11 protein-coding genes are annotated in these 15876 nt (G+C 62.8%); all 11 read right to left on the bottom strand.

Annotation, left to right across the window (positions count from 1 at the left end):
• Nucleotides 1–85: 85 nt before the first annotated feature.
• Nucleotides 86–1039, bottom strand: a complete 954-nt coding sequence (gene corA, locus H7687_RS00865) for a magnesium/cobalt transporter CorA (protein ID WP_183344135.1) — start codon at nucleotides 1037–1039, stop codon at nucleotides 86–88.
• 117 nt (nucleotides 1040–1156) lie between these two features.
• Nucleotides 1157–2176 carry a uroporphyrinogen decarboxylase gene (gene hemE, locus H7687_RS00860; RefSeq protein ID WP_183344133.1) on the bottom strand — a complete coding sequence of 340 codons (1020 nt, stop codon included), beginning with the start codon at nucleotides 2174–2176 and terminating at the stop codon, nucleotides 1157–1159.
• Nucleotides 2177–2527: 351 nt separating this feature from the next.
• The gene (locus tag H7687_RS00855) at nucleotides 2528–3604 is read right to left on the bottom strand and encodes a radical SAM/SPASM domain-containing protein (RefSeq protein WP_183344131.1); all 1077 of its coding nucleotides are present in this window, start codon (nucleotides 3602–3604) and stop codon (nucleotides 2528–2530) included.
• Nucleotides 3605–3820: 216 nt separating this feature from the next.
• Nucleotides 3821–4576: an ABC transporter permease gene (locus tag H7687_RS00850; RefSeq protein WP_183344129.1), complete on the bottom strand. Its 756-nt coding sequence runs from the start codon at nucleotides 4574–4576 to the stop codon at nucleotides 3821–3823.
• A gap of 145 nt (nucleotides 4577–4721) precedes the next feature.
• Nucleotides 4722–5648, bottom strand: coding sequence for an ABC transporter ATP-binding protein (locus H7687_RS00845; protein WP_183344127.1), 927 nt, complete (start codon nucleotides 5646–5648; stop codon nucleotides 4722–4724).
• Between the two features lie 151 nt (nucleotides 5649–5799).
• On the bottom strand, nucleotides 5800–7947 hold the full coding sequence (locus tag H7687_RS00840) for a hybrid sensor histidine kinase/response regulator (RefSeq protein WP_183344125.1): 2148 nt from the start codon (nucleotides 7945–7947) through the stop codon (nucleotides 5800–5802).
• Nucleotides 7948–7949: 2 nt separating this feature from the next.
• Nucleotides 7950–9038 (bottom strand): PAS domain-containing sensor histidine kinase, encoded by a 1089-nt coding sequence (locus tag H7687_RS00835; RefSeq protein ID WP_183344123.1) that lies wholly within the window; start codon nucleotides 9036–9038, stop codon nucleotides 7950–7952.
• Nucleotides 9039–9218: 180 nt separating this feature from the next.
• Nucleotides 9219–10751, bottom strand: coding sequence for a hybrid sensor histidine kinase/response regulator (locus tag H7687_RS00830; RefSeq protein ID WP_183344121.1), 1533 nt, complete (start codon nucleotides 10749–10751; stop codon nucleotides 9219–9221).
• Nucleotides 10723–13008, bottom strand: coding sequence for an ATP-binding protein (locus H7687_RS00825; protein WP_183344119.1), 2286 nt, complete (start codon nucleotides 13006–13008; stop codon nucleotides 10723–10725). The genes H7687_RS00830 and H7687_RS00825 overlap by 29 nt, the downstream gene beginning before the upstream one ends.
• A gap of 106 nt (nucleotides 13009–13114) precedes the next feature.
• Nucleotides 13115–14122, bottom strand: coding sequence for an NAD(P)H-dependent glycerol-3-phosphate dehydrogenase (locus H7687_RS00820; RefSeq protein WP_183344117.1), 1008 nt, complete (start codon nucleotides 14120–14122; stop codon nucleotides 13115–13117).
• Nucleotides 14123–14269: 147 nt separating this feature from the next.
• Entirely contained in the window at nucleotides 14270–15793 is a 1524-nt protein-coding gene (locus H7687_RS00815; RefSeq protein WP_183344115.1) for a HEAT repeat domain-containing protein, read from the bottom strand.
• Between the last annotated feature and the right edge of the window lie 83 nt (nucleotides 15794–15876).

The raw sequence follows: 15876 nt of genomic DNA, 5'->3' as shown, positions 1-15876 counted from the left end.
AGCCTTATAGCACTTTTCTTACAGAGAGTAAATCATCCATTTATTCGTATACAGCAGCACAAGACCGGATAGTATCGGCGGACCGTTACAGCCAACCCTTGCGCTTGAAGTACCAGTAGGGCGCGAACCCGGAGATGATCATCAGCAGCAGGGCCCAGGGATAGCCGAGTCCCATCTTCAGTTCGGGCATCACCTCGAAGTTCATACCGTAGATGCTCGCCACCAGGGTAGGGGGGAGGAACACCACCGCCGCGATGGAGAAGATCTTGATGATCTGGTTCTGCTCGATGTTGATGAAGCCCTGGGTGGAGTCCATCAGGAAGTTGATCTTGTCGAACAGGAAGGTGGTGTGCGACATCAGGGTCTCGACGTCGCGCGCGATCTCCCTCAGGGTCTCGGACTGGTCGGTGCGATCGCGCAGGTGGCGCAAGAGGAACGAGATGTCCCGCTGGGTATCCATCAGGCAGAGACGGATCTTACCGTTGCTGTCCTCCAGGCGGGCCAGCTTGCCGATGGCGTCCTCGAGTTCGGACTTGTCGTCTTCGAGCACCATGTGGCTCACCCCTTCGAGCTGGCGGTGGATGTCCTCCAGGGTGTCCGCGTGGTTCTCCACCTTCTGGTCCAGCAGGGTGACCAGGAGCTCGGCCGGCGAGCGGCACTCGACGTGGCCCCGGCGGGCACGCATGCGCAACAGGCGGAAGTCGGCGAGATCACCCTCGCGGATGGTGATCAGGTGGTTTTGCTGCAGGATGCAGGCGACGGTGAGCGTCATGTGACGCCCTTCGCTCTGGGAAAGGAACAGCGGGTGCACGTGAATGCCGGCCGAGTCCACGAAGCAGCGGGCCGAGATCTCGATCTCGTCGACCTCGTCCGACTCCGGGATGTCGGTATGCAACAGCAGCTCGAGGAGATCCCTCTCGTCGTCGTCCGGTTCGTGCGCGTCGATCCAGTCGGCCTTGAGGATCTGGTTCGGGAGGTCTTCCTTCTGGAAGTCCATCTCCTTGATGAGCCCGTTGTCTATCTTGAAAAGCCTAAGCATGGTGCGCTCCTGCAGATCCGGCGCCGCGAGCCGGCCGCGGCAAAACGGCGCCGGATCCCAATACGGGGTCAAACAAGAAGGGCGGCCTCATCGGCCGCCCTTGTCTGTGGTCCTGAATTATTTCTGCGTCAGACGGTGCACGCAGTCGACCATGAAGATCGCGTTTTCCGGCGGAACGGTGGGGAGGATGCCGTGGCCCAGGTTGAAGATGAGGCCCGGTCTGCCGGCGTTCTCGTCCAGCACGCGCTTCACTTCGCGCTCGATGATCTCCTTGGGAGCGAAGAGCACGGTCGGGTCGAGGTTGCCCTGTACCGCCATGTCGCCCAGGATGTCGCGGGCCTTGCCCAGGTTCACGTGCCAGTCGAGGCCCATGACGTCGCCGCCGGCCTGCTTGACGATCTCCAGCATGGTGCCGGCGCCCTTGACGAAGTGGATCACGGGGACGTTGGTGCGGTTCAGGCCGTTGATGAGGCGCTGGGTGTAGGGGAGGACGTAGCGCTCGTAGTCGGACGGGGAGAGCATGCCGCCCCAGGTGTCGAAGATCTGGATGGCCTGCGCGCCGGCAGCGATCTGGGCGTTCAGGTACTCCATGTCCATGGTGGTGATCTTGTCCATGAGGGCCGCGTAGATCTCCGGCTCGGCGTACATCATCTTCTTCAGGGCGGCGAAGTCCTTGGACCCCTTGCCTTCCACCATGTAGCAGGCGAGGGTGAAGGGGGCGCCGCCGAAGCCGATCAGGGGCACCTTGGCAGCCAGCTCTTTGCGGAGCAGCTTGACGGCGTCCAGCACGTAGGGGACGTCGGTCTCCATTTTCGGGATCTTGAGCGCCTCGACGTCGGCCATGGTGCGGATCGGCTTGGCGAAGACCGGGCCCGGGGTGAAGTCGAGTTCCATGCCCATCGGCTCGATCGGGGTGAGGATGTCGGAGAAGAGGATGGCGGCGTCGACGCCCAGGATGTCCACCGGCTGGACGGTTACTTCAGTGGCGAGTTCCGGGGTCTTGCACAGTTCCAGGAAGGTGCATTTGGAACGGACGCGCATGTAATCGGGGAGGTAACGGCCAGCCTGGCGCATAAGCCATACCGGCACTCGGTCAACCGGCTTACCCCAACAAGCGTCTAAAAAACGAGTATTCATAGTAATCCTCCTGGGTGAAATTTATTGAATTCAAACCGACCCCCTCTCTCTTCGGGAGAGGGTGGCCGAAGGCCGGGTGAGGGAGATGCCTGCTGCCTGCACCGCCGCTTCGTTGCAACGCCCTCACCCTGTCCCTCTCCCGGAGGGAGAGGGGACGCAGTAGGGTAGGGGGCTTGGACTGATTAACAACCTGTTCCGCTGAAAGTCCCCCTTGTCAAAGGGGGATTTAGGGGGATTTGCTTTTCGGCGGGAGAATCAAATCCCCCCCGGCCCCCCTTCGCAAAGGGGGGGGAGTCATATAGGGGTTCAACGTAGAACGTAGAACGTAGAACATTGAACGTTGAACGGCCGTTAGTCCTTCTGCTTTCTCTGCACCTTGATCGGCACGTAGTTGCAGAACGGTTCTTCTTCCATGTAGTCGCCGTACACCGCATCGGCGCGGGCGCGGCAGCCGCCGCAGACGTTCAGGTACTCGCACTCGCCGCACTTCCCCTTGTAGGCTTTGAAGTCGCGCAGATCCTTGAAGATCTCGGAGTTCTCCCACAGCTCCTTGAAGGGGGTTTCCTTCACGTTGCCCGCGGTCCTGTGGAAGTAGGAGCACGGCTTCAGGTTCCCGAAGCAGTCGATGAGGCAGATGGTCTGCGCGGCGATGCACCCCTTGCCGCCGCCGGTGGAGAAGGTGAGCGAGCGGCGCTCGAACTTCTCCCCTTCGGCCTTGGCCTTCTGCGGCACGATGCGGTAGTAGTGCGGCGCGCAGGTGGGACGCATGAGGATGTCGTCCTCCATCTTCTCCTGGTGGTAGTGCCAGTCGAGGATCTCCTCGTAGTCTTCCTTGGAGATCAGCTCGCTCATGATCTCCTCGCCGCGACCGGTCGGGACGATCATGAACATGTACCAGGCGGTGGCGCCGATGGACTTGGCCACCTTGAAGGTGTTGGCGATGTCGGTCTGGTTCCTCTTGGTGAAGGAGGAGTTGATCAGGAACTTCTGGCCGTGCTTTCTGAACAGCTCGGCGGCGCGCATGACCCCCTCGAAGGAGCCCGGGCACTGGCGGAAATTGTCGTGGACCTCGGCGCAGGAGCCGTCCAGGGAGAGCGACACCATCTTGATGTCGGCCTTTTTCATCTTTTCGCAGACCTCGTCGGTAACCAGCGAACCGTTGGTGGCCATGCACATCCTGAGGCCGAGCGAGGTGCCGTACTCGGCCAGTTCGAAGATATCCGGCCTCATCAGCGGCTCACCGCCGGAGAGGACCACGACCGGCTTGGAGAAATCGGCGATTTCCTTCAAGAGCTTCTTCCCTTCCTCGGTGGTGAAGTCACCTTCCGAAGAAGTCATCTCGGACGAGCAGCGGCAGTGCACGCATTTGAGGTTGCAGCGCTGGGTGGTTTCCCAGGCGATCCATTTGGGTACGAACTCTTCGGCCATGGTATCTCCAATAGTTACCCTGGAAAGCGTTGCGATGCGGCGGGGGGCTAATCGACTCGGGCAGGGAACGAATTCACGCCAAAAACGGTCGGCTCTGCGACAAGGTACGCTCGGTTTGCCGGCTTCGCGACACGGCGTCCGAAGGGGGCATCCAGGAGGTAAAAAGTTTACTGCAAACTTTACTATGAATGACTGCGGAAACTCAAGAAGAATCGCTTATTCCGCCATCTTGCGATTGAAGGTGTATACGGCGACGGTGAAACAGACAGCAGCGGTCAAGACCAGGTTCACCAGGTACTGCGACGGGATGGTTCCTGTGAGCAGTGCGTCGCGCGCTCCTTCGAATACTGCGGTGGTGGGGAGAAGCTGTATCAGCGGCAGGATGGATGAGGGGTAGGATGAAAGCGGGAAGAAGATACCCGCCATGAAGATGAGCGGCACTATGACTACCGACTGCACCCGGCCGATGTTTTCCGGCTTGTCTATGACAGTGCCGCAGATGGTGCCGAGGCAGGAAAAGGTCATCGATGACAGTGCGATGCACAAAAGGTACATGGGCAGGTTGGTGTAGTCGATGCGGAAGGGGGTGAGGGCGAGGATGACCAGGAAGACCACCGTCCCCTTGACCGCGCCCTGGGAGAAGCCGGAGAAGATCTTGCCGACGACGATGTCGTACACGGTGACCGGGGTGACCCGGTACTCCTCGATGGTGCGCTGCACCTTGCGGTGGAACCACATGCTCCAGGAACTCTCGTCGAAGGCCGCGTTGACCGCCGTCATCGAGATGAGGCCCGGAGCGATGAAGAGAGGGTAGGGGACGCCGTTCACGTCGGTGATGTACCCCTTGAGCCCGAAGCCGAAGGCGAGGTAGAGGGTAAGCGGGTAGGCGATCACGGAGACCAGCTCCGACACGAGGCTGCGCCTCATGACCCGCATGTCCCTGCCCCAGATGGAAAAAGCGCCTCTGAACACCGACACCTCCGTTCAACGTTCAACGTTCAACGTTTCGCGCCCTTGGCGCGGCCCTCAGAAACGAGCAACCGTGCCGTCACGATACCGCAGCACCTGGGAAGGAAATCAGGCTTCAAACATCCAACGTTGAACGTTGAACGGCCTTTTATTCCCTGACCTTCTCCCCCGTCAGCGAGATGAACACGTCCTCCAGGCTGGGCTCCTTGAGACAGATGCGCCGGATGTCGGAGCCGGAGAGGTGGTCCATGAGCGGTTTTATCGATTCTTCGTCGGCCAGGGTGATCTGGAACAGGCTCCCCTCGCGCTCCACCCCCTTGACGAAAGGTAGCCCGGCCAGCACCCCCTGGTAGCGGTCGGCGTCGTTGCGGAACTCGACCTGGTAGGTGTGGGCCCGGGAGAAGGCGTCTTTCAACTGGGAGGCGGTGCCGTCGGCGAGACACCTGCCGTGATCCATGATCATGATCCGGTCGCACAGGGCATCGGCCTCGTCCATGTAGTGGGTGGTCAGAAAGACGGTCATGGTCCGGCGCAGGCCGCGGATGTGATCCCAGAGGGAGCGCCGGGATTGCGGGTCCAGGCCGGTGGTGGGCTCGTCGAGGAAGAGGACCCGCGGCTCGTGCACCAGGGCGCGCGCCACGACCAGGCGGCGCTGCATCCCGCCGGAAAAGGTGTCGGGAAAGTCGTGTTGGCGGCCGGCGAGCCCGGTCATCTCCAACAGCTCGTCGATGCGCGGGTTATAGGCGGCGGGGCGCATGCCGTGCAGCCTCGCGTGCAGGGCCAGGTTCTCGCGCGCGGTCAGGTAGCGGTCCAGGTTGTTTTCCTGGGGCACCACCCCGATCATCCGGCGCACCTCTTTGCCCGCCGTGAGGACGCTGTGCCCCTCAACGAAGGCGTCGCCGAGGGTAGGGCGCATCAGGGTGGTGAGGATCTTGATCAGGGTGGTCTTGCCGGCGCCGTTGGGCCCCAAGAGCCCGAAGACGGTGCCGCGCTGCACCTGCAGCGAGAAGGCGTCCACCGCCGTGAAGCCGTCGTAGCTCTTGGTGATGTCATGCAGCGTGATGGCGTCGGTCATGACTTCCCCTAACGGCAATAAAACCGATTAACAGGGATAAAGGGGATAAAAGGGATAAAAAACTACCGGGACTGGCTCCGCCAGGTGCCGGTCCCCTTTACATTGCTTGAGGGGTTATCGGGTGTTATCCCCTATATCCCCTTCATCCCTGTTATTTCTGCAGTGGGAACAGCAGCGAGAAGGTGCTGCCACCGCCTGCGGCCTCTTCCACCCAGACCACCCCCTCGTGGGCGTCCATGATGCCGCGCACGATGGAGAGGCCCAGCCCCGATCCCTTGGACATGAAGGCGGTGTCACCGGAGGAGTGGTGCCCGATATCCCCGACACCGTAGAACTTGTCGAAGATCCTGACCCGCTCGTCCACGGGAATCCCGATGCCGTTGTCGCTGACCTGCAACAGGTAGTAGCTCTGGGCGGTGGCGATGTTGTTCGGGAACGCCGAGTAGAACTGGCGCAGGGTCGGAGTCAGTTCCTTGAGCCGCGCATGCTTCAGCACCCGCCCGGTGAGCCGTACCTCGCCGCCGTCGTTGGTGAACTTGATGGCGTTTTCCAGAAGGTTGCGGATGGCGAGCGTGACGAACCCCTCGTCGACCGGTACGTCGGCCTCGTCTCCGCCGATAGTCACCGTGATGTGCCGCTCGGAGAGCGGCAGCACGAACAGGTTGTGCACCTCGCGGCAGACGTGCATCAGGTTGGCCGGCTTCTTCTGGGCCAGCGGCCCCTGGGCCTCGATCCTGGAGATGGAAAGGAGATCCTCGACCAGCTTTCTCAGCTGCACCGTCCCCTCGTACACCGAGGCGAGGATGCTGTGCTGCTCCGGCGTCATTGGGATCCCGGAATACTTCAGCAGAAACTCCGCCCCTCCCATGATGGAGGTGATCGGCGTCTTCAACTCGTGCGAGGCGATACCGATGAAGTTGTTCTTGGCCGTGTTGAGCCGTCCCAATTCGATGTTGGCCCGCTTCACCTTCTGCAGGTTTTCCTTGAGCTCCATCTTGCTCTTGTAGAGCTCCTCGGCCTTCTCCTTCATCTTGTCGTAGAGGCTGTAGTTGTCGATGAGGACGGCGAGCTGGCCGGCGATGGAGCAGAGCAGGAACACGTCGCGGTCGCTGTAGCTGTGCCCCGACAGCGTCCCCACCGTCATCACCCCCATCACTTCCTGGCCTATCTTCAGGGGGACCGTGCACCAGGAGTGCAGCCCCATGGCGATGGCCCCCTTTTTCGCCTTTTCGGGGAAGCGCGCATCCGGCTCCTCCCCCAGAAACGGCCGCCCGCTCTGCGCCAGCCGGTTCCACTCCTCATCGGGGGGTAGCGACTTCATCGCCTTCTCGAAGGCGGGGGAGAGCCCCAGCGAGGCGCGCATCCTCAGGCGCTCCCCCTCGAAGAGATGGATGCAGGAGAAGTCCATCTGCAGCATGTTGTGCAGCTGGAACAGGAGGTCGCCCATCACCTTCTCCACCCCCTTGGTGTACTGCAGGCGGAAGGCGACGGCGTACAGGGTGAGCAGTTCCCGGTCGCTGGTACGTTTCTCTTCTTCGACCTCGCGCCGCTTGGTGATGTCCTTGATGATGTGGACGAAGCCGCGGTCGTTCCCTTCGATGCGCATGGGATAGCTGGTCACGTTGTACCAGCCGCTCAGGTTGGGAAAGCGCACGTCCTCGTCGGCTTCTCCCTGGCTGTGCAGGAAGCGGAATACCGCCCCCTCGGGCTGCTCCGCCCCGAAGAAGATCTCATCGATGCGCTTGCCGAGTACGGCGTCGTAGCCCCCGGGGAAGTAGGAGGTCACCCGGCCGTTGCAGCGGGAGATGACCCCTTCGGCGTCGGTGATGATGATCAGGTCGGAGACGGCGTCGAACACCGACTCCCACTCCGCCTTGCCGCGGCGCACCTTGTCCTGCGTCTGCCGGTGCGTACGGCGTTCCGCCGCTTCGCGCAGTTCGCGTTCCACCACCGGCACCAGCCGGGTGAGGTTTCCCTTCATCAGGTAGTCGCTGGCCCCGGATTTCATGGCGGCGACGGCGAGGTCCTCGCCGATCTTGCCCGAGACGATGATGAAAGGGAGGTCCTGGCCGCTTTCGTGCAGCACCTGCAGCGCGCCCAGGGCGTCGAAGGAGGGCATGCTGTAATCGGAGATCACGACGTCCCAGCTGACCGCTTCCAGTGCGCGCCGCATCCCCTCGGCGGTCTCCACCCTCTGGTGCTCCAGCTTGTACCCGCCGCGCATCAGTTCGCGGACCAGAAGCAGGCTGTCTTCCTGGGAATCCTCGACCAGCAGAACTTTGAGCTCTTTGGAAACCATGGTTAGCCCGATTGACAATTGACTGCCTCACGTCCCAGCGTGAAATAGAAGGTGGCCCCCTGGCCGGGTGCGCTCTCGGCCCAGATCCTGCCGCCGTGGCGGGTCACGATGCGCTGGGCGATGGCCAGCCCGACGCCGCTCCCCTCGAACTCGTCGGCACGATGCAGCCTGTGGAACACCGTGAACAGCTTCTCGGCGTAGGTCATGTCAAAACCCGCGCCGTTGTCGCTGACGAAGTAGACCGGCTGCCCAGCCTCCTGCCTGACCCCGAAACGGATCCGTGCCCGCGCGGTCTTGGCGCTGAACTTCCAGGCGTTGCCGATCAGTATCTCGAGGAGCTGCCGCGCCAGCTTGGCATCGGCCTGGGCCGTGATCCCCTCGGCGATCTCGAATTCAACCTCCCGCCCGGGCTCGTTGTGCTTCAGCTCCAGGGCGATCACCTGGGCCTTCACGCTCAGATCGACCGGGCGCGGCTCCAGTTCGGCGCGCCCCGCCCGCACCAGCTGCAGCACGGCGTCGATGAGCTGCGCCATCTTGCCGGTCGCCTGGCAGATCCGGGTCAGGTACTCCTGCCCCTGGCTGCCGATCAACTCGCCGTAGTCGTCCAAAAGGGCCCGGCTGAACCCGTCGATGTGCCTCAGGGGAGCCCTCAGGTCATGGGAAACGGAGTAGCTGAAGGCCTCCATCTCCCGGTGCGATGCCTCCAGCTGGGCCAGCTGTTCGGCCACCTGACGCCGCAACTCGGCCTGGTCCTGTCCCTGCGCGGCCGGCTCGAGGCGCCGCGCCAGCACCAGGTGGGCCGGTTCGTTCTGGAAAGTCACCGGATGCCAGGTGAGCTGCAACTCCAGTTCCGTGCCGTCCACCCTGCGCTGCAGGCAGGGAACGACCTTGTCCTGGTCCCCGGAGGGGGGGGCCGCACCGAGGTGGGAGAGGTTGAGCTCCATGAACTGGCTGCGACGATAGCCGTACAGCCTGAGGGCGGCCTCGTTGACCGCCAAAAACTGCCCGGTGTCACGGTGACAGACCCACATCGCCTCAGGGTTTTCCTCGAACAATTCGCGGTATCCCGCGTCACTTTCGCGCAGCGCCACTTAGCCCTCCCCTCCCAAGATCATGTCAACGTATCTGCCGGCACTCCCATGAGAGGGTTACCCTCTCCGACGCTGCTCTACTTTACTATATTTGGCGAAAGAAAAAAGCGGAATAATTAAAGACCCTTTCAAAACCTGCCGAGGCCCCGGGCCGCACCTACGACTAATGAAGGGCCGGCGCTACTCCTCGGGCTCCTCCGGTTGAGCCGGAAGCAGGATGGTGAAGACGCTGCCGGCCCCCGGCTCGCTCTCGGCCCAGATGTAGCCGCCGTGAGCGTCCACGGCCTTCCTGCAGAAGGCCAGGCCCAGGCCCGTGCCGCGGGTCTTGCCCTGGCGGCGGTTCCTGGCCTGGACGAAGCGGTCGAAGATGGAGCCCAGCGCTTCCTCGGGGATGCCGACCCCGCTGTCGCGCACCCTGATGCGCACGAAGTCCCCCGCCGTCGGGAGCTGCCCCGGCGCGTAGATCTGCTCGGGGACCTTCCCCGTCACCGCGGCGGGGTCCTGCACCAGGTCGGCCGAGACCTCGATCTCGCCCCCCTCCGGGGTGAACTTCACCGCATTGGAGAGGAGGTTCCCCATGATCCTGTTGAAGGAGGAACGGTCCGCGGAGACCGGGGGGAGGCCGGAGGGGAGGGTGGTGAAGAGGTTGATGGCGCCGCGCTGCGCCAGGGTCTGGAACTTGGTGACGCTGCGGTTGACCAGCGAGCCGGGATCCTCGTCCCTGAAGGTGAGCTTCATCTTGCCCGCCTCGAACTTGTGGATGCCGAGCAGGGTGTCGATCATCTCCACCATCTCCTCGCAGCTCTCGATGGCGGCGTTCAGGTACTCGCGCTGGTCTTCGGTGATCGGACCGAGCTTCGCCTCGCGCACCAGGTCGATGGAACCGACCACGGCGGTGATCGGCGACTTCAGGTCGTGCGACAGCATGCTGACGAAATCTTCCTTCTCCTGCTCCAGTTCCTTGAGCTTGGAGATGTCGCGGATGATCTCGACGCTCCCCACCAGTTCCCCGGAGCCGTTTTTGAGCGGCGCCGCCGAGGAAAGGACCGGCACCTGCTGCCCTCCGACCTGGAGCTGGTAGGCGACGTCCAGGCAGGGCTCGCCGGTGCGCAGCACGGCCCGCGCCGGAAGCTCCCCCCCCGGCACCTCCGCTTTGAGCACCTCTTCCAGGGGCTTGCCCATGATGTCCCCGTGGCAGGAGAGGACGCTCTCGGCCTGGCGGCTCGCGGTAATGATGGTCCCCTGCAGGTCGACCGCCAGCAGCAGGTCCGCCATGCCCTGGAGCACCGCCGCCATCTTGAGGCGCTCCTCGTCCAGCTGGCGCTGCAGCCGGGCGTTTTCCTTCCTGGTGCGGTCGATGCCGATGGCGCGCTCCACCTTTTGCAGCATGTCGTCCGAGGAGAAGGGCTTGGAGATGTAGTCCAGGGCGCCCTTTTTCATGGCGTCCACCGCTATGTCCTCGCTGCCGTGCGCGGTCATCATCACCACCGGGGTCAGGTCACTGCGGATCCGGCTCAGCACTTCCAGGCCGTCCATGCGGGGCATCTTGATGTCCAGCATGATCAGCGAGAAAGGCTCGCGCTCGACCGCCTCCAGCGCCTCAACCCCGTCGCGGGCCCGCTCGGTCTCGTAACCGGCGTCTTCCAACTGCAGCTTGAGGATGAGGGCGATGTCCGCCTCGTCATCAACTATGAGAATCTTGTCCTTTTGCATCGGTCTCCCCTATGATTGGCACGGTGAAGCTGAAGGTGTTGCCGCGCTCCTGGGCGGCGGTGTAGAAGATCCGGCCGTGATGGCGCTCGACGATCTCCTTGCAGATGGCGAGTCCCAGTCCGGTCCCCCCCACCTTGCCGCGTTCCTGGCACTCTATCTGCTGGAATTTCTTGAAAAGCTTGTCGCGATCCGACCACTGGATCACGCGCCCCTTGTCGGCCACCGACACCACCACGTAGTTTCCTTCCTGCTCGGCACTGATCATGACCACCTTCCCCTCGGGCGAGAACTTCACCGCGTTGGAGAGCAGGTTGGTGAGCACTTGGATCAGGCGGTCGCTGTCGCCGTACACCATGGGGAGGTGCTCGCCGACGGTGTTGACGATGGTGATGTCGCGGCCCATGGCGTAGGACTTCATCTCCTCGACCGCGTACACGGTGAGTTCGCCGATGGAAACCGGTTTGAACTTGAACACCATGCCGCCCGACTCGATCCCCGAGATGTCCAAGATCTCGCTGATCAGGCGGATCAGGCGCTGGGTGTTGCGGAAGCAGACGGTGAGCAGCTGCCGCTCGGTGTCGGTCAGCCACTTGCTGCGGGTCAAGAGGAGCTGCAGCGATCCCTTGATGGAGGTGAGCGGCGTCTTCAGTTCGTGCGACACCGTCGAGATGAACTCGGTCTTCATCCGGTCCACCTGCTGCTCCACAGTGACGTCGCGGATGGAGAGGACGATGCCGGCGAAGTTGCCCAACTCGTCCGAGAGCGAGGAGAGGTAGACGTGCAGCCGCTTCCCCTTTACCGTCAGCTCCTCCTTGGTCCCGCCGCCGCGCTCGGGCTGGGACAGGTCCCTGATCCGCTCCAGCAGCGGGGTGAACCCCACCAGGTCGCAGACCTGCTCGATAGGCTGCCCGACCACGCGGTGCGGCACCATCTCGAAGAGCTGCTGCGCCGCCGGGTTGAAGAGCACCACCCGGTTGTCCAGGTCGGTCACCACCACCGCCTCGGCGAGGCTGGTCAGCACCGCCTCCAGCCTGCCCATCTCCATGACCAGGGCCGAGGTCCGCTCGTCGACCATCCGCTCCAGTTGCTCGTTGAGCTCCTGCAGGTCCGTGGTCTTCCGGTTGATGATGGCATCGCGCTCCTTGAGCGCCTGCACCATCTTGTTGAAGGAAGAGGCCAGCACCCCTACCTCGTCGTCCTGGTCCCCCTCGACTCTCTGGTCCAGGTCCCCCTGCTCGATCTTCCTGGCGCTCGTCGCCAGTTGCCGCAGCGGCCCGGTCAGGTGCCGGGAAGCAAGGAAGGCCAAACCGAACGAACAGATGATGCCGATGAAGGCGGAGGCGAGGATATTGCCAAGGTTTTCCCGTCTGGTTTGCCTGAACCTTTCGGTGGCTACAGCCACCGAAATGGAACCGACGAATTCGCCCCGGCTGTTCAGGATTGGATCTATGACCGTTTCGTAGTCTCGCGAGCCGATGCGCGTCTCGCCGCGATATACCTCCCCCCGCTCCAGCACGTCGATAACCTTGGGGGAAAGAGTGGAGGCGTCGCGCACAGTGGCCGGCAGGCTGCTGGCGATACGCAGATCCCGCTGGGTGATGCTCACCTCGACGTCGCTGCCTGAGACCTCCTCAAGGTCGCTGGGGAGGGTCGCTTGGTTGTTGAGGATCTCGGCAGCGACGAAGCAGCCCAAGACCTTTTCGCCTTCGCCAAGCACCGGTACCACCACGGTGTTTACCAGGGCCTCCGCGTTGCTCTCCTGCTCGCAATAGCGTTGGGCCCCTGCCTGGCACAGCGTTGCAGCCGGCAGTATCTCTGTCGAGCTCACCACACCTTTCCCCACCAGTGCCTGGTCCAGTATCCCGGGCAGGTACAGCTCCTCGCCATGCGAAGTCGTGTCGATGCCAGCTAAGATCCTCTTTTTGCCATCCAGCATCAGCAAAATATCCAGGGACGGGAGCACCCTGTGCACTTGTTTCAGCCGATCGTCCAGCCATTTGCGATCACCCGCCACAACATGTCCCTGTACCACCGGCGCGGTGGCGGGCTGCAGCAGCGAATAATTGATGACTGTGGCGCGGTCGCGGTACTGGCTGCGGGCGTAGGTGAGGTTTGTTTCGAGGTTACGGTCGACCTCAGTGCGCAAAGACGCGCTCATGGTCTTCATGGTCGAGTAGATCAGGGTGGAATAGGAGATGAGGAGGATGGCGAGAATGGACAGGAGCAGTTTGGTTCTTATGCCAAAGCGTGGTTGCATTACCTATCCTTGAAAAACAGATCAAGACTGAGATTAAGACAAAGAAACCCCTTAGATTCAGGATCTACGGCCTCTGCTTAATCTCAATCTTAGTCTTAATCTGTTCCTAAGCTCCTTCGGCCTTCAGGTTCCTGGTCATGAGCTCCAGGACCGCTTCGCGTGCCGGTTTGTTCTGGTAGAGCATCTGGTACATCTGGTCGATGATGGGCATCTCGACCCCCAGCTTCTTGGCCAGGTTGTAGGCGGATTCCGTGGTCTTGACCCCTTCGGCCACCATGCGCATCTCGCCCAGGATCTCGTCGAGGCTGCGCCCCTGCCCGATCTGGATGCCGACGCTGCGGTTCCTGGACAGGTCGCCGGTGCAGGTGAGCACCAGGTCTCCCATCCCGGCCAATCCGGCGAAGGTGGCGGGCTGGGCCCCCATGGCGAGACCCAGACGGGTCATTTCCGCCAGGCCGCGGGTGATGAGGGCCGCACGGGTGTTGCTGCCGAAGCCGAGGCCGTCCGAGATGCCGGCGGCGATGGCGATGACGTTCTTGATGGCGCCGCCAAGTTCGACCCCCACCACGTCGGAGTTACGGTAGACCCGGAAGAAGTTGGTGTTGAAGGCTTCCTGCACACGGCGCGCGATCGCCTCGGTGGCCGCGGCGGCGGCGACTGCGGTCGGCATCTCCTGCGCGACTTCGCGGGCGAAGCTCGGGCCGGAGAGGGCGGCAAAGTTGGCGTACATCTCCGGGGGAAGGATCTGCTGGTAGATCTCGGAGACGGTGGCCAGGGTGTCCACCTCGATCCCCTTGCTGGCGGAGATGATGACCGCCTCCTTCGGGATGAAGGGGAGGGAGTTGGTGATCACCCGGCGCACCAGCTGGGACGGCACCACGCAGAGCACCATGGTGCAGCCGCGGTAGGCCTCTTCGAGGTCGTTGGTGAAGGCGAGGCTCTCCTGCAGCGTGATCCCGGGGAGGAAGAGGTTGTTCTCCCTGGTCTCGCGCATGGTGACCACCAGTTCGGGCTCGTAGGCCCACAGGGTGACCTGGTGCCCCTTTTTGGCGAGCAGGTCGGCCAGCGTGGTGCCCCAGCTGCCGGCCCCTATTACTGCAACTTTCTCTAGCATCTATTCAAGCCCTCGTACAGTTTCTCTAGCCCTCATGAGGACTTCATTGTAGCACAAATAATTAACATTCTCGCCTGACTCACGGCTTCCGCCAACTGCATCCACGTTCCCTCTCCCTCCGGGAGAGGGTCAGGGTGAGGGACGCCGCTACAGCTCTTCTACCGCCCTCAGCGGCGGTTCGTCACCGCGCTCCAGCGATTCACGCGCGATCTCCATGCTTTCCAGCGCGAAGCGGCGCAGGAACGGGTGCAGATGGAGCGGCAGCGGGTTGTCCACCAGGCTGTCCGCAAGCGCCACCACGCGGGCCACTTCAAGGTTGTCCCGGCCGCAGCGGCGCATCAGGTCGGCGCTGACCAGCAGCCGCTCCCGGATCAGTTCCATCTCGGGCGCCAGGAGCTCGGAGCAGAAGCGCTCCAGTACCTGCTCGGATCCCTTGCCGCTGCGGTACTCCTCGGCGAAGTCATAGACCCTTTGTGCGGCCATGAAACACCCGGAGAAGAAGGAATCGGCGAAGAGCCGCTGGGCCAGTTGCTCGCCCTCGTGGAAGCTGAGCCGGCGCGAGCGGGGGAGGTCGGTGAGCTTTTCCGTGTAGCGCGCCGGGGTCATGTCCTCGCCGGCGAAGATGCCGCGCCTCATGTAGAAGTCCGCCGGGAGATAGCAGAGGTCGCGGCTCCAGTAAAGGGCGTCGCGCACCAGGTCCAGCAGGTATGCCGGAGCCACCTCGATCAGGTCGTCCTGCATGCGGAACCCTTCTACCTCGGCGGCGAAGTTGTCCAGGGTGAGGTCCCCGGCGCCCCAGGCGGCCAGCACCCCCCGTCTCTCGTGCACCTGCATGTAGAGCACGCTCACCGTATCCGGCCCGGCCCAGCGGGACAAGAGCAGCGAGCGGTAACCGTCGCCGTCCGGCGGGGTGGCGAAGCCGGCATGGAAGGGGAGCAGCTTGCGCGGCGGCGGCACCGCGACCCCCAGGAAGCGGAGCCTGCGCAGCGCCTTCTCGGCGTAGGGGGCGAACTCGGCGGCGCAGTCGGCCAGGAAGTCCTGCAGTACCCCTGCCGCCCGGCTGTCCCTGATTTTGCCCAGGGCGGCCAGCGCGGCGTGCACGATATCGCGGTCCTCGTGCCAGAGCATGGCCTGAAGCAGGCGGGGCGATTGGTCGTCGCAGGAGTGGCACAGCTCCCGGATCACGATCTGCTGCACCTCGCCAGGGTAGGAGAGGAAGTCGTCCAGGAAGGTGACCATCCCTTCCTCGCCCAGCTGCATGGCGCCCTGGACCTGCTGCCCCAGGGAGGTGCCGCCGGAGCTGGCCTTTTCATGCCTGAAAGGAGGGGAATTGACGTCAACGCCGTATCCTTCCAGGGCGATCATCAGGGCGGCCTTGCCGTCGGCAGCGAGGTCCTGGCGCTTGAGCGCAATCTGGATCAGCTGGTCGAGCCAGTCGCTGGTATCGAAGAAGTCCAGGATGTAGGCGTACTTGGTGATCAGTTCGCCCGAATTTTCGCGCCAGAGTTCCCGCACCAGCGGTCGCAGCGCGCGCTTGCCCGCTTCCTGGAACTTCTTGCCTATCCGCTCCATCTCGTGGATGGAGATACCGTCACCCTTCAGCCGCACCAGGAGATCCAGAATGTCGCGACGCTCGTTGAGGGAGTTGTCTACCTTCTCGCTCTGTTGCATGGGCCTACCCTTTTTCACTGCATGGCACCCCTCCAAAGGAGGGCAAAGATTACATGGTTCGACGATGTTGCTTATGTTTAAGT

This window comes from Geomonas paludis (genome assembly GCF_014193585.1).
Classification (GTDB): domain Bacteria; phylum Desulfobacterota; class Desulfuromonadia; order Geobacterales; family Geobacteraceae; genus Geomonas; species Geomonas paludis.
The sequence above is the reverse complement of the archived record's forward strand: the minus strand, read 5'-3'. Positions and strand labels throughout refer to the sequence as shown.